The following is a 15,170-nucleotide window of genomic DNA, read 5'->3' on the forward strand; positions in this document are numbered from 1 at the left end:
AGCGCAGCGAGATCTTCGGCTTTCTCGGCTCCAATGGCTGCGGCAAGACCACCACCATGAAGATGCTGACCGGGCTGCTGGATGCCACCAGCGGCACCGCGCGCCTGCTCGGCCAGACCATCGACGCCGGCGATATGCGTACCCGCATGCGGGTGGGCTATATGTCGCAGGCGTTCTCGCTGTATGAGGAGCTGACGGTACGGCAGAACCTGGACCTGCATGCCAGGCTCTACCGGATGGAGGGCGAGCGCGCGCAGAAGGCGGTCGGGCAGGCCCTGCTCGATTTCGAGCTGGACCAGCATGCCGATGCGCGGCCTGCCGCCCTGTCGCTCGGCATCCGCCAGCGCCTGCAGCTGGCTGCGGCCTGCCTGCACCATCCGGAAGTGCTGATCCTCGACGAGCCCACCTCCGGCGTGGACCCCGGCGCGCGGGACATGTTCTGGCGCCATCTGGTCCAGCTGTCGCGCCAGCAGCGCGTGACGATCTTCGTTTCCACGCACTTCATGAACGAGGCGGCGCGCTGCGACCGCATCTCCTTCATGCACCGCGGCCGCGTGCTGGCCGTGGGCAGCCCGGACGCGCTGCGGGAAAGCTGCGGCGCGCGGACGCTGGAGGATGCGTTCGTCAGCTACCTGGAGCAGGCGGAGACCCCGGAGAACGGCGCTGCCGCTGCTGCTGCGGCTGCGGCGAAGGCAGCGCCCGCGCCGCCCGCCCCATCCCCCGCGCCGGCCGACAGGCCAGCCGCGCATGCCGGCGGCTCGCGGCTGGCGCGGACCTGGGCGTTCGCCAGGCGCGAGGCCATGGAGCTCGCGCGCGACCGGCTCCGGCTGGCATTCGCCATCCTCGGCCCGATCGTGCTGCTGTGCGCCGCGGCGTGGAGCGTGTCCTTCGATGTAGAGAACGTGCGCTTCGCCGTGCTGGACCGTGACCAGAGCCGTGCCAGCCGCGAGCTGGTGGAGCAGTTCTCCGGCTCGCGCTACTTCGTGCAGACCGATGGCGTGCACAGCGAGGCGGACGCCGACCGGCGCCTGCGCGCCGCAGCCGCCATGCTGATCGTCGAGCTGCCGCCCGGCTTCGAGCGCGACCTGCTGGCCGGGCGCCAGCCGCAGCTCGCATTCCGCATCGACGGGTCCAGCCCGTTCCCGGGCGCCACCACGCGCGCCTATGTCACCGGCGTGCTGCTGGCCTACGCCAATGGGCAGATGCGCGCGCAGCCGGCACGCCCGGCAGCGCTGCCGGTGTCGATCGAGACGCGCTTTATCTACAACCAGGAGTTCCGCAGCATCTACGCGATCACGCCAGGCATCATCATGCTGGCGCTGATCCTGATCCCGACCATGCTGACCGCGCTCGGCGTGGTGCGGGAGAAGGAGATGGGGTCGATCACCAACCTCTATGCCTCGCCGGCCAGCGTGGGCGAGTACCTGATCGGCAAGCAGCTGCCCTACGTGGGGCTGGCGATGATCAGCTACCTGACCCTGGTGGCGCTGGCCATCGTGCTGCTGCAGGTGCCGCTGAAGGGCTCCTTCCTCGCCTTGTCGATCGGCGCCGCGCTGTTCGTGCTGGCGGCCACCGCGCTCGGGCTGCTGATGTCGACCTTCGTGCGTTCGCAGGTGGCGGCCATCTTCGGCACCGCGATCCTGTGCCTGATTCCATCGGTCAACTTCTCCGGCCTGCTGTATCCGGTGTCGACGCTGACAGGCAGCAGCTACTGGATCGGCCTGGGGTTTCCGTCGTCGTGGTTCCAGCTGGTCAGCCTTGGCAGTTTTACCAAGGGGCTTGGCGCGGGCAGCTTCGGCACCATGTACCTGGCCTTGCTGGGTTTCGCGCTGCTGTACCTGGCGGGCGCGCGTCTGCTTCTGCGCAAGCAGGAAGCATAGCCGGGAGATGCCGCGATGAACCAATGGTGCAAGAACGTGGCCCGGCTGTGCGGCAAGGAGCTGCGCAGCCTGTTCAGCGATGTGACGCTGATGGCGCTGATCGTTTTTGCCTTCACGCTGGCCGTGCATTCGGTCGCCAAGGGCATCAAGGCCGAGGTGTCGAACGCATCGGTGGCCATCGTGGATGCCGACCACTCCGAGCTCTCGCGCCGCCTGCACGATGCGATCCGGCCGCCGTATTTCAAGACGCCGGTGGATGTGGACCGGCACGCCGTCGAGGCGGAAATGGACCGGGGACGCTATATCTTCGCCATCGAGATCCCGCCGCGCTTCGAAGCCGACGTGCTGGCGGGAAGAACGCCGGCGGTGCAGGTGCTGGTCGATGCCACCGCGATGACCCAGGCGGGCCTCGGGGCCAGCTACCTGCAGCAGATCTTCGCGCGGGAGGCACTTGAATTCCTGCACGCGCGGGGCATCGAGGCGCAGCTGCCCGTGCGCGCGGAGAGCACGGTGCTGTTCAATCCCAATACGGAGTCGCACTGGTTCACGTCGACCATGCAGATCGTGGTGAATATCACGGTGCTGGCCATCATCCTGGTAGGTGCGGCGGTGATCCGCGAGCGCGAGCACGGCACCATCGAGCACTTGCTGGTGATGCCGGTGCGCGCCAGCGAGATCGCGGTGGCGAAGATCCTGGCCAATGGCGCGGTGATCTTCCTGGCGTCCCTGCTGTCGCTGTGGCTGGTGGTGCATCTGTGGCTGGATGTGCCGCTCACCGGTTCGATGGGGCTCTTTGCGCTGAGCACCGCGCTCTACCTGTTCTCGGTGACGGCGCTGGGCATGTGGCTGGCGACCATCGCGCCGGCGATGCCGCAGTTCGGCCTGCTGGCGGTGCCGACYTATGCCGTTGCCTACCTGCTGTCCGGCGCCGCCACGCCGGTGCAGAGCATGCCGCAGGCGATGCAGCACGCGGTGCAGTTCCTGCCGACCACCCAGTTCGTCACGCTCACGCAGGCCATCCTGTTCCGCGGCGCGGGCGTGGATGTGGTGTGGCCGCAGTTGCTCGGCGTGACAGCGGCAGGCGGGATCTTCCTGGCCCTGGCGCTCACGCGGTTCCGCTCCATGCTGGCGCAGCAAGGATAGACCGCCATGCCTGACCACACTGACCATATTTACCACGCACGCCTTTCCGCCAGCCCGCTCACCCAACGGATTCCCGCCTTGAGTACCTATCCACGACGCGGCATCCTCGCCGGCCTCATTACTAGCTTCGCAAGCATCGCCGCCGTCGGCCTGGCCGGCTGCGCCACGGTCGACGTCACCGTGCCCGACAGCATCGCGGCGCCGGCCGCGTTCAGGGAAGCCCCCGCCGAGGGCGCGCCGGCTGCGGCGCAGGACCTGGCGCAGTGGTGGCGAAACTGGAACGACCCGGAACTGACGCGGCGCGTGACCGAGACGCTGGCGGCCAATCTCGATCTGCGCGTGGCCCAGGCGCGCGTGGCCGAGGCAYGCGCGATCGGGCAGGTTGCGGAATCGGCGCTCTACCCGACGCTGTCGGCGCAGGCCCGCGCGGCGCGCGGCGTGGCCGACTTGCGCAGCCCCCCGGGCCTGCCCGATACCTCGCCCGGCCTTGACGGACATCTTGCCGGACTGACCGTGGCCTGGGAGGTCGACGTCTTCGGCGGCCGCCGCAGCGACGCGCAAGCCGCCGCGGCCGTTGCCCTCAGCGCGCAAGAGCRCCTGCGCGGCACGCGCCTGGTGATCGCCGCCGACGTGGCCGAGAACTACCTGGCGGCGCGCGGCCTGCAGCGCCGCCTGCAGCAGCTGGACCGGAGCACGGCAATCGTCGGCCAGTTGCTGAGCTATACCCGCGCGCGCTACGCGGCCGGACAGGCACTGTCCTACGATGTCGACCGCGTGAGCGAACAGCTTGGCGCATTGCAGGCGCAGCGCCCGGTGCTGACCAGCCAGATCTCGATCCGGGAACGCCGCCTTGCGGCGCTCGCCGGCCAGGTGCCGCAGGCCGCGGCGGCGCTGTCGCCGCCGCCCGCGCTCTTCGTGCCGGCGCCGCCTGCCGGCCAGCTGCCGTCCGACGTGATCGAGCGGCGCCCGGATGTGCGCGCCATGGCCGCGCTGGTCCGCGCGCAGGCTGCCCGGCTTGGCAGCGCCAAGGCGGAACGGTTCCCCCGGTTTTACCTGACGTTCCTCGGCCAGGACGGGCGCCTGCACGTGGACGGGCTGCCAGCGCTGAGCGGCACCGGCGGGCTGGTGGGCGTCGGCGTGCAGTTGCCGATCTTCACCGCGGGCCGCGTCCAGGCCGGCATCGATGCCGGCGACGCCCGCCTGCAGGCCGCGCAGGCGGAATACAACCAGGCGGTGCTGCGCACGCTGGAGGAAGTGGATAACGCCTACAGCCAGCGCAGCAGCCTGGACCAGCGCGGCGCCCGGCTGGCCGAGGTGGTCGCCACCGCGCAGCGCAACAGCCGGAGCGCCACGCGCCTCTACGAAGGCGGCCGCCGCACGCTGCAGGATGTGCTGGACGCGCGCGTCGGCGCGCTGCAGCGGGAGGACGAACTGATCCAGACGCAAACGGCGCAGGCGCTGGCGGCCGTGCAGCTATATCGAGCGCTCGGCGGAGAATGGCCGGGCGATGCGGCATCCGCCCGGCCCGGTATTGAATAGTCAATTGCCAGCCGCACGTGTCACGCGAACGGGAATGGATTTGTATGACGGCGTGCCGCTTTCCTTGTCGATGTAGTCAAGCGGTACCAGGACGTTCGCCTCCGGATAATAGGCGGCCACCGATCCCCGAGCGATGCTGTAGGCGATCGCCGTGATGTTCTTGAGCCGCAGCGGCCTGTCCGAGACGATCGTTTCGATGTCGACCAGGTCTCCGTGTTCCAGTCCATGCGACGTCAGGTCGGCCTCGTTCATGAACAGCACGTCGCGGCGCCCGAACACACCACGATAGCGRTCATCCAGSSCGTAGATCGTGGTGTTGTACTGGTCATGGCTGCGGATCGTGATCAGGCGCAGCACGTTCTCACCCCCGAGAACCTCGGCATCCTCGTGCACGCCGCCATACACGGAGAACTCGGCCTTGCCCGAGGGCGTCAGCCACTTGCGCTCGGTCGGCGGCAATGGAAGGCGGAAGCCGCCCGGCGTCCGGATGCGTTCGTTGAAGGCTTCGAACCCCGGGATGGTCCTGTCTATCAGGTCACGGATCTTGTCGTAGTCGGCAATCAGCTCCAGCCATGGCACCTTGCTGTCCGGCAAGGTTGCGTGCGCGATGCCGGCAACGATGGCCGGCTCCGAGCGCAACTGCTCGGAAGCAGGAGCAAGCTTGCCGGCCGAGGCGTGGACCATGGACATCGAGTCTTCCACCGTGATGGATTGAGGCCCGCTCTGCTGCACATCGAGCTCGGTACGGCCAAGGCACGGGAAGATGTAGGTTTCCTTCGCCACCAGCAGGTGCGTGCGATTGAGCTTGGTGCCGACGTGCACGCTCAGGTCGAGCTTTGCCATCGCCGGAAAGGATTGCTCGGGATCCGGAAGCGCCACGGCGAAGTTCCCGCCCAGGCAGATCAGGGCCTTCGAGGAACCGTTGATCATCGCCTCCATGGCGTTGACGGCGTCGTGCCCGTGTTCACGGGGAAGCTGGAAGCCGAAGACGCCCTCGAGCCGCCCGAGGAAGTCCTCCGACGGCTTCTCCGTGATGCCGACCGTGCGGTTTCCCTGGACGTTGGAGTGCCCGCGCAGCGGACAGATGCCAGCGCCTGGCTTGCCGAAATTACCGCGCAACAGCAGCAGGTCGGCGATCAGGCGGACATTGGCCGTGCCCTTGTTGTGCTGAGTGACGCCCATGCCGTAGGTGACAATCACGGCGTTCGACTTCGCATAGGCGATAGCCACCTGTTCGAGATCGGCTTGCAATAGTCCGCTCGCCTTTTCGATATCCTCCCATGTCGTGGCCTCAAGATCCGCAGCGAAGGCGTCGAAGCCGGCCGTGTGCGTGGCGATGAATTCGCGGTCAAGCACGTTGCCCTGCTCCGCCTCCATCGCCATCAGTGACTTCATGATGCCCTTGAGTGCTGCCGCGTCGCCGCCGGCGTTGACCTGGAAATAGGTCGAGGCAATCCGGGTCGAGCCGTAGGTGGCCATCTCAAGCCAATTCTGCGGATCGGCGAAGCGCTCCAGGGCACGTTCGCGCAGCGGATTGAATACGATGATGGGCACGTTGCGCCGTGATGCCTCGTGCAGCGTGCCCATCATCCGCGGATGATTCGTGCCCGGGTTGTGGCCGATCGCGATGATGAGATCGCACTTGTCGAAGTCGTCAAGCGATACCGTGCCTTTGCCGATGCCGATCGATTGCGGCAGCCCGACACTGGTCGGCTCGTGACACATGTTCGAACAGTCAGGGAAATTGTTCGTGCCGTACTCCCGCACAAAGAGCTGGTACAGGTAGGCGGCCTCGTTCGAGGCCCTGCCAGACGTATAGAACTCCACCTGGTCTGGCGGCAAGCCGCGCAGGATCTGCCCGATCCGGCCGAATGCCTCCTCCCACTCGACAGCGCGGAACGTATCCGTGGCGCGGTCGTATGCGAGCGGATGCGTCAGCCGGCCCATGTCCTCCAGCTCGAAATCCGAGCGCTGCAGCAGCGATGACACGGTGTTGTTCGCGAAAAACTCAGGGCGCACGCGCTTGGTCGTCGCCTCCCACGTGACGGCCTTCGCGCCGTTCTCGCAGAACTGGAAGTTGGAGCGGTGCTCCTTGTCGGGCCAGGCGCAACCCGGGCAATCGAAGCCGTCCGGCTGATTGGTCCGAAGCAGCGTGATCGGGGCCTTGATGGTTTCCATCTGCAGCCGGATGGCCTGGGCCGTCGCTCGCAGCGCTCCCCAGCCGCCAGCAGGGCCGTCGTATTCCCTGATGCCGGGCACTTCGCGTCGATTGGTCATTTGATGAACTCCATGGATGAAAACTGTGGCGCTATGCGATCGAGCCGATTTGACGCGCCTCGCTATCTCTATCGACTATGCGGCCGGCTTCTTCGGCTTTGATCCGGCGGAAAACGCGGTGTCCTTTGGCTTGGGCTCGGCCTGGCGCTTGTCGAACCGTATGTCACCGCTGTCCTTGTCGTAGTCGATCGTGGCGCTGTCGCCCGACTTCAGCGCGTCGCCGAGAATCTCCTTCGCCAGACGCGTTTCGATGATCTGGCGAATCTGGCGCTTCAGTTCGCGTGCGCCAAACTCGGGCTGGTAGCCGACGTCGACCAAATGGTCGACGAGCGCCTCGCCAAAGCTGAGCGTGATGTCTTGTGCCGCCGCGGTACGCACGATGCGATCGAGCTGGATGTGTACGATCGCGCGGATATTCTCCTTGGCGAGTGCGTTGAACACGATGATCTCGTCGATCCGGTTCAGGAACTCTGGACGGAAGTGCCCCTTCAGCACGTCCATCAGCGCCTCGCGGACTGCCTTGTCAGGTTTGCGCGCGGCCTCGGGCCGCGCCAGGTTGGCCATGATGATGGAGGCCCCGAGGTTGCTGGTAGCGATCAGGATCGTGTTGCTGAAGTCGACCACGCGGCCTTTGCCGTCGGTGAGCCTGCCGTCGTCGAACACCTGCAGCAGCACGTTGTAGACGTCGGGGTGCGCCTTCTCGATCTCGTCAAGCAGGATCACGCTGTACGGGCGCCGCCGCACGCGTTCGGTCAGCTGGCCGCCCTCTTCGTAGCCCACGTAGCCCGGYGGMGCRCCGATCAGCCGCGCCACCGCGTGGCGCTCCATGTACTCGGACATGTCGATGCGGATGATCGCCTGCTCGTCGCCAAACACGGTTTCGGCCAAGGCCTTCGCAAGCTCCGTCTTGCCCACGCCGGTGGGTCCCAGGAACAGCAGGGTCGCGATCGGCCTGTGCGTCTGGCCGAGGCCCGCGCGCGACAGACGTACCGCGTCGCTCACCGCGACCACCGCATCTTCCTGGCCAACCACCCGCTCACGCAACTTCGCCTCCATGGCGAGGAGTTTCTGCCGTTCTGCCTGCGTGAGCTCCGCGACCGGAATGCCGGTGAGACGAGACACGACCTCAGCCACTGTCGCCACCGTCACCTCGAGCGTCTCCGAGCCGGTCTTTCGCTGCCACGCCTCCATCGCCTCGTCGAGCTGCTTCTGCTTCTCGCCGATGCGCTCCTCGAAGCGCTTCGCCTCGTCGAAGCGCTTGCGCGACGACGCATAGTCCTGCTCGCGCTTGAGCTGCGCGGCTTCCGCTTCCAGTTCCTGGATCGCCGCCGGACGAGATGTCGCGCCGATCCGCACCCGTGCCGCAGCCTGGTCGATCAGGTCGATCGCCTTGTCGGGCAGGAAACGCGACGTGATGTAGCGATCCGCGAATTCGGCCGCCGCGACAAAGGCATCGTCGGAGAAGGTCACCTGGTGATGTGCCTCCAGCTTGTCACGCAAGCCGCGCAGGATCACGATGGTCTGCTCGACGCTCGGCTCCGGCACGAGGACCGGCTGAAAGCGCCGCTCAAGTGCCGCATCCTTTTCGATGTACTTCTGGTATTCGTTCAGTGTCGTTGCACCGATCAGGCTGAGCTCGCCCCGCGCCAGCGCAGGCTTGAGCACATTGGCGATGTCAAGACCGCCCTCGCCTCCGCCCTGCCCGGCCCCGACGATCGTGTGCAACTCGTCCACGAACAGGATCAGCGCGTCCTGCTTCGCGGTGACCTCCTCGATCAGCTTCTGCGCACGCTCCTCGAATTCGCCGCGGTACTTCGCTCCCGCAACCATCGCGTTGATGTTCACCTCGACGAGCCGCTTGTCGCGCAGGACTTCCGGCACGTCGCCGTTGACGATCCGCTGCGCGAGTCCTTCCACGATGGCCGTCTTGCCCACACCCGGCTCGCCGATCAGCACGGGATTGTTCTTCTTGCGCCGGGCGAGCACCTCGATCGTGCTCTCGATCTCCTGCGCGCGGCCCAGCACCGGATCGAGCTTGCCCTGGCGCGCCATCGCGGTGAGATCGCGGCCAAACTTGTCCAGGTTGGGCGTGCCTGTGCCGCCTTCGATGCGGCCATCCTCCGCGCCCTTGCCCACCACCTTGACGACCTTCTGGCGCAGGCCTTCCGGTGTCACGCCATATTTCTTGAGCAGGGCACCCGCGATGCTCTCGGGTACCGCGGCAAGGCCGATCAGCAGATGCTCGGGCCCGACGTACGAGTGACCCAGCTCGTGCGACGCCTGGAAGGCAAACTGAAAGGCCTTCTTCAAACGCGGCGATATCGTCATCCGGTCGAGTGGCGCGTCGGGGGCCGCCTCCCCCGTGCGCGCGTGCTCGTCGATATAGGCCTTGATGTCCTGCGAAGAGATCTTGAGTTCCTTGAGCAGCGCGCCGGCAATGTCGTTGTCGGCAAGCACGTACAGAAGATGTTCCGTGTCGAGCTCGGCGCGGCGCAACTCGTGCGCCTTTTCTGCCGCGCGCTGCAACAGCTCTAGTGTCTGCTCGCTGAAGGCGTCAGTGGCATCGACCGATTCGCGCGGCACCTCGGCGGAGAACGCGCTCGCATCGTCGGCCTCGCCGCCCATGCCCCCAAACAGATGGGACAATCCGCCTCCCCCGCTCAGCAGGGAATCGAACGGGTTCAGCATGTTCTGGTGCCGCAACATCTGCCGGTAGTGATAGTCGCAGATTGAGAGCGTCCTGCGCTCGCCGTTCTCTATCACGGCGACACGGGCAACCGCGGGGCGTGCATTACAGATATCGCAGAGGTCTGGCATGGCGTGAGGATCCCTGTTGGTCGAAGCGTAGAGACTGTTCGAATCGGATGCGGCATGGCAGCCGGGCTGTGCTGGCATTGCGAGGCCAAGCCAAGCCAAGCCACTGGAATCATCCAGCTGTTGACTGATTTTTCTGCCCCTGTCTTGGTGAGTTTCTGACTTCGTGGCAGTAAGATCAGCCTGTGGCTAACATAGCTGATCGCCAAGCCGCCGCAAAGATACAGTTGATAGCGATCGGTGCGCGTCGACTGTGCTCTCCCTCTTTTCCGTCCGTTCTGTGAAGGAAAATTGGATGGCATGCGATTGGTGCGGCGGCACGGCTCCTGATCGCCGGGCACGGCAGAGAGACCGTTTAGAGCACAGTGGGATCGGCTTGCACAATGCGATGCGGCAGAGGCCTTGCTGTGCTCTTGCCCGGTCCCTGACGTTCGTTGAGAATGCTCGAGCACCGACGCAATGACGCGCCGACGCGCAGCGGCCAGTCAAAGGAAGCCTTCAAATGAACAATCTCCATCGGCAGTTGGCGCCAATCTCCAACGTTGCTTGGGAGCAGATTGAGCAGGAAGCATCCCGCACCCTCAAACGCTACTTCGCGGCTCGGCGTGTTGTCGATGTGATTGGGCCGAAGGGTCTCGCACTCTCCGCGGTCGGTACGGGCCAACTGCGGGAAATCGCGCCACCGGGCGAAGGCATCGAAGCGGTCCAACGGGATGTGCGGGCGCTGGTGGAACTACGGGTCCCGTTTGCGCTGTCGCGCCTGGAGATGGATAGCGTCGAGCGTGGGTCGAACAATCCCGACCTGCAGCCACTGAAGGATGCGGCGCGCAAGCTCGCACAGGATCGGGAGCACACTCACACGCCCAGCTCCTGAAACGCGTGGCCATTGGCTTGCAGTTCCTTCAGGAGCCCGGCCGGCAGGTCGCTCTGCCAGACATGCCCTTCGAACTGCCACTGACTTGCATCCTGGAGGTCGGGCAGGCCTGCCCCCTTCAGCACGTAGAGCCCCAGCGTCGGCTTCTTGAGATGGATGTAAAAGTCAAATTCCTGCATGTTCGGGCTCCCCACTAAAACGCAAGGTCCTGCCTTGGCCAAGCCGCACTTGTCAATAGACACCGCCGGTCGATGAACCCAGGGTCCATCCTCGTATTCAATGAGACTTGAATCCAATTGCCCCCATCGCGAGCCGGATGAGTGCCGCGACCAAAGCGACTGACAGCACGCCGGCGGCCCAGAGTCCGATCAGCCAAAATAGTTCTTTCCAGCGGCTGCGCCACCTTGAAGCCCGATCTAGCCTATTGTTCATCTCTCTGATCCTCAGGAGGGATTAGCGACGCTCGCGTTCGGCGAACTTAACCTTCCCGCGAAGCAAGTCAGCCATCCACCCAGCATAGGCACCTTTGAATGATAGGATAGACAGCGGTCCAGCTATCGCGAGGTTATTTCGAGGTTATCGCGAACGGCCATTGATCATTCCACCATTCTTGAAACTCGTCCTGGAAGACACTCGTCAACATGGCAAACATCGTCCCCGAGCAGCAAGCCGTAAGCAGTCCGATCACCCGTAGCGCGATCTTCATCGTCGCAGTCGTGTCCGCAGGCGAGAACAGCGCAGATACAGTGCGCGCGTTGTGCGCGGATATCGGCGCCCTCGTTCGTGCCGTGGGCAAGCGAGTCCCCGGCGGCAACCTCTCGTGCGTCTGCGGATTTGGTTCGGATGCCTGGGACAGACTGTTCGCAGCCCCGCGTCCGGCCAGCCTGCATGCCTTTCGCGAATTTGGTGCCGGCGATCGCCGCGCCATGGCGACACCGGGCGACCTGCTCCTGCACATTCGCGCCGACCAGATGGATCTGTGCTTCGAACTCGCAACACAGTTGATGAGCCGGCTTGGCGCGGCCGTGTCGGTGGTTGACGAAATCCATGGCTTTCGCTACTTCGACATGCGCAGCATGGTCGGCTTTGTCGATGGCACCGAGAACCCGACGGGAGCCGAATCCATCCGCTTCACGATCATTGGTGATGAGGACGCCTCGTTCGCCGGGGGCAGCTACGTGATGGTGCAGAAGTATCTGCATGACATGGCTGGCTGGAATAATCTTTCCGTCGAGACGCAAGAGCGAATCATCGGCCGCACAAAGCTGTCGGACATCGAGCTCGATGCAGCGGTCAAGCCGTCGTCGTCGCATAGTTCGCTCACCACCCTCGAGGAAGACGGAGAGGAGGTGAAGATCCTGCGCGACAACATGCCCTTTGGACAGCCGGGCAAAGGCGAGTTTGGCACGTTCTTCATCGGGTATGCCCGCTCGCCCAAGCCGCTGGAGCAGATGCTTGAGAACATGTTCGTCGGGCGGCCGCCTGGAAACTATGACAGGCTGCTTGACTTCAGCAGGGCAGTCACCGGAGGACTGTTCTTCGTTCCTTCTGCCACGCTGCTGGAAGCCCTTGCCGAGCGTCACCCAAACGCCATTCAAGCGGATAGTGGGGGGCAAGGCTCCCCTTCGCCGTCCGAGGCGCAACGCCAGGACGGCTCCCTGAAGATTGGTTCGCTCAAAGCGGCATCGGAAGCCGATTGACCTCGTTGACCTCGGTGACCTGGTTGGCATGCTCGGCACCTGCTGACTCCCGCCGATCGGGAAGATCGGCTACGTGAATTGATAAGGCCGGACTGCCACCGTTTCCGCCGGCATCTCGCGATCGCAAAGCTCGAGAATCGACCGCTCGATATTGCGCGTCATGGCATCGAGCGCCAGCGCGTTCGGTGCCAGTCCGAAGGGCTCGGCGACTTCACTTGCGATCGCCTCCAGTGCGATCAGCGTGTAGGAGATGAAGACGCATAGCAATGGCGTGAAGAACTCCGTCGAGTCGACCAGGCCAAACGGAAGCAGTACGCAATAGGCGTAGACCGTGCGGTGCAGCAGCACGTTATAGGCAAATGGAATTGGCGTGGAGACGAGCCGCTCGCATCCCCCAAGCGCCTTACCCAACTCGTTGATCTGGGTGTCGAGTATCCAGCGCGTGGTGTCGGCTGCGGCGGCCTGTCCCTGGTAGCGGGCGAGGCTGCGGCGAAGGTCATTCAGCAAGGCCGTCGGCGTGTAGGATTTCCCATGCAATGCCGCCATTTGCTCAGGGCCGAGGAAGCGGCGCAGGTCCTCTGTCGGGTCGGTCGTGCGCAACCGATGCTTAAGCGCATAGATGAACGCGATCAGCGTATTGGCGAGCCGGGTGCGATCCGCCGCCGCCAGGTGTTCCGGCAGGTAGCAAAGCATCTGCGAAGTGAGCGAGCGCGATGCAATCAGCAGGTTGCCCCACAGGTGGCGAGCCTCGTTGAAACGGTCGTAGCTCGCGTTGTTCCGGAACGCGAGAAAGATGGCCAACGCCAGGCCAAACAGCGTGAATGGCGCCGTATTTAGCGGGATCTTTTCGCCAAACACCTTCCCATGGGTAAACACGGCGAGGCTGCTGACAGCCCCCATGAAAACAAGCTGGGGAATGATGGTTTGCAATACCGAACCGTTCCAGACGAACAGCATCAGGAACCAATTTTGTCTCGGCCTCACAATCATGGCGGCTTACTCTCCGGCATTGGTGCGGGTGGGGGAATGCGCCAGGGCTAGCTGGAGCAAACTGCGGTGCGGCCATGCAGTCCGGCAAAGGACCGGAACGCCGGCGCGACCGGTATCTGGCATGTGTCAGTGATAGCCGGCGTCGCCCTCGCGCACCTTGCCCCGGAATACCCGGTATTGCAGTGCGTTGTAGACCAGGATGACCGGTAGCACAATGACGGTGCCAACCAGCGCGAAGAGCTGGCTGGACGGGCTGGAAGAAGCCTCCCAGATCGTCAGCGACGGCGGAAGAATGTTCGGCCAGATGCTGATGATCAAGCCGCTATAGCCGAGAAAGCACAGCGCAAGCGTCAGGAGAAAGGGGGTCGCTTCGCGGCGCAGCCGGACTGCGCGGAAGATGCCCCAGACACAGGCCAGCACCAGGACAGGCACCGGCAGGAACCAGCCAAGGTTGCCGCTGCCGAACCAGCGACGGGCAACCGCGGGCAATCCCAGCACCGTCCAAAGGCTGACGATCGCGATGGCACCCAGCAGCACGCACACCAGAGGCCGCATCAGCAAGCGCATCTTGCGCTGCAGCTCACCGTCCGTCTTCAGGATCAGCCATCCGCAGCCCAGCGCGGCGTAGGTAAGGAGAACGCCGATGCCGCAGAACACGCTGAATGGCGAGAGCCAGTCGAACGGTCCACCGGCAAAGCGGCCATCGACGATCCGGATCCCCTGCAGGAGCGAACCCAGCACGATGCCCTGGCAGAAGGACGCCAGCGCGGAGCCGCCAATAAAGGCGAGATCCCACAGATGCTGCGTGCGGTTTGCCTTCGCCCGCAGCTCAAATGCCGCGCCCCGGAAGATCAGGCCGACGACCATCAGGATCAGCGGCAGATAGTTCGCCGGCAGCAGCGTAGCGTAGACGACCGGGAAGGCGCCGTACAGCCCCGCCCCCCCGAGCACCAGAAAGGTCTCATTCCCATCCCACACCGGCGCGACGGTATTGAGCATCACTTGCCGGTCGCCTTTGGCTTCGAAGAATGGAAACAGGAGGCCGATGCCAAGATCAAATCCATCGAGCATCACATAGATGAAAACGCCGAGGCCGATGATGGCGGCCCATATCACGGGCAGATCGATTGACATGGAATCATTCTCCTTCCAGCGCATCTGATGGTGCGGCCAGTGCGCGGCTGCGCAATCCTGGGTGCCTGAGCGATGCGGCGGCATGCGAGTTCAGCACCGGCCCGCGMGTCATCAGCTTCATCATGTAGTAGACGCCCATCCCGAAGACCAGGAAGTACACGATGACGAAAATCAGCAAGGAAACCCCGGCAAGCTGGGCGCTGATCGGAGAGACGGAATCTTCCGTGCGCAGCACGCCATACACGGTCCAGGGTTGGCGGCCGACCTCGGTCGTGATCCAGCCCGCCAGCAGTGCGATCAGCCCGGATGGCCCCATGCACAGCACAAGCCACTGATACCAGCGCGTTTCGTAGAGGCGGCCACGCTTTCTCAGCAGCAGGCCGAGCAGCGCGGTCAGCAGCATCAACATCCCGAGCCCCGCCATGATCCGGAACGTCCAGAACAGGATCGGCGAATATGGCCGGTCCTGCCGCGGAAACTCCTTCAGGCCGCGAATCACACCATCCCAGCTGTGCGTCAGGATCAGGCTGCCGAGATGAGGGACCTTCAGCGCGTAGCGTGTCTCTTCCGACTCCATGTCAGGAAGACCGAACAGATTGAGCGCCGTGCCACCCTTCTCCGTTTCCCAAAGACCTTCGATCGCTGCGATCTTGGCCGGCTGATACTCGCGCGTGTTGAGGCCATGCGCATCGCCCACGACGATCTGGACCGGTGTCACCAGGAGCAGGATCCACAGCGCCATCGAGAAGCTGCGCTTGACCGGCACATCGCGCCGCMCCTGCAACAAGTGCCAGGCGCCGCAGGCGGCGACCATGAATC

The 15,170-nt window shown here is 64.6% G+C and carries 11 protein-coding genes and 1 pseudogene; 5 read left to right on the top strand and 7 right to left on the bottom strand.

What is annotated here, in order from left to right; genetic code table 11:
• The 3 genes from AC1DS3_RS23410 to AC1DS3_RS23420 all read left to right on the top strand — a co-directional run.
• A partial coding sequence (locus AC1DS3_RS23410; RefSeq protein ID WP_477128048.1) for an ABC transporter permease occupies positions 1-1,880 on the top strand: 1,880 nt, incomplete at its 5' end.
• 15 nt (positions 1,881-1,895) lie between these two features.
• The gene (locus tag AC1DS3_RS23415; protein ID WP_441632069.1) at positions 1,896-3,023 is read left to right on the top strand and encodes an ABC transporter permease; all 1,128 of its coding nucleotides are present in this window, start codon (positions 1,896-1,898) and stop codon (positions 3,021-3,023) included.
• A 6-nt stretch (positions 3,024-3,029) separates the two neighbouring features.
• Positions 3,030-4,562: an efflux transporter outer membrane subunit gene (locus AC1DS3_RS23420; protein WP_477128049.1), complete on the top strand. Its 1,533-nt coding sequence runs from the start codon at positions 3,030-3,032 to the stop codon at positions 4,560-4,562.
• Here the strand turns inward: AC1DS3_RS23420 and AC1DS3_RS23425 are convergent, their stop codons facing one another.
• Positions 4,563-6,839, bottom strand: a complete 2,277-nt coding sequence (locus AC1DS3_RS23425) for an FdhF/YdeP family oxidoreductase (RefSeq protein WP_477128050.1) — start codon at positions 6,837-6,839, stop codon at positions 4,563-4,565.
• Between the two features lie 75 nt (positions 6,840-6,914).
• Positions 6,915-9,656, bottom strand: coding sequence for an ATP-dependent Clp protease ATP-binding subunit (locus AC1DS3_RS23430; protein ID WP_441632144.1), 2,742 nt, complete (start codon positions 9,654-9,656; stop codon positions 6,915-6,917).
• Positions 9,657-10,155: 499 nt separating this feature from the next.
• On the opposite strand from AC1DS3_RS23430, the pseudogene AC1DS3_RS23435 reads away from it, so the two are divergent.
• A pseudogene (locus AC1DS3_RS23435) lies at positions 10,156-10,491 on the top strand (family 1 encapsulin nanocompartment shell protein); the annotation flags it as partial.
• A 17-nt stretch (positions 10,492-10,508) separates the two neighbouring features.
• On the opposite strand, the gene AC1DS3_RS23440 reads toward AC1DS3_RS23435, so the two are convergent.
• Together AC1DS3_RS23440 and AC1DS3_RS23445 are read right to left on the bottom strand one after the other, a co-directional pair.
• On the bottom strand, positions 10,509-10,706 hold the full coding sequence (locus AC1DS3_RS23440) for a hypothetical protein (RefSeq protein WP_441632063.1): 198 nt from the start codon (positions 10,704-10,706) through the stop codon (positions 10,509-10,511).
• Positions 10,707-10,803: 97 nt separating this feature from the next.
• The gene (locus tag AC1DS3_RS23445; protein WP_441632061.1) at positions 10,804-10,959 is read right to left on the bottom strand and encodes a DUF2474 domain-containing protein; all 156 of its coding nucleotides are present in this window, start codon (positions 10,957-10,959) and stop codon (positions 10,804-10,806) included.
• Positions 10,960-11,168: 209 nt separating this feature from the next.
• Between AC1DS3_RS23445 and AC1DS3_RS23450 the strand changes: the two genes are divergently transcribed.
• A complete protein-coding gene (locus AC1DS3_RS23450; protein ID WP_441632059.1) occupies positions 11,169-12,227 on the top strand; it encodes a Dyp-type peroxidase in 1,059 nt (352 codons plus the stop codon).
• 69 nt (positions 12,228-12,296) lie between these two features.
• Here AC1DS3_RS23450 and AC1DS3_RS23455 read toward each other — a convergent pair whose 3' ends face one another.
• From AC1DS3_RS23455 to AC1DS3_RS23465, 3 genes are all read right to left on the bottom strand, one after another.
• Positions 12,297-13,217 (bottom strand): bestrophin family protein, encoded by a 921-nt coding sequence (locus tag AC1DS3_RS23455; protein WP_441632057.1) that lies wholly within the window; start codon positions 13,215-13,217, stop codon positions 12,297-12,299.
• Between the two features lie 126 nt (positions 13,218-13,343).
• Complete coding sequence (gene cydB / locus AC1DS3_RS23460) at positions 13,344-14,351, bottom strand: cytochrome d ubiquinol oxidase subunit II (RefSeq protein WP_477109560.1); 1,008 nt, start codon at positions 14,349-14,351, stop codon at positions 13,344-13,346.
• A 4-nt stretch (positions 14,352-14,355) separates the two neighbouring features.
• Positions 14,356-15,170, bottom strand: an 815-nt coding sequence (locus tag AC1DS3_RS23465; RefSeq protein WP_477128051.1) for a cytochrome ubiquinol oxidase subunit I, incomplete at its 5' end; no start/stop codon positions are given.

The organism is Cupriavidus sp. 01L46, assembly GCF_056399905.1.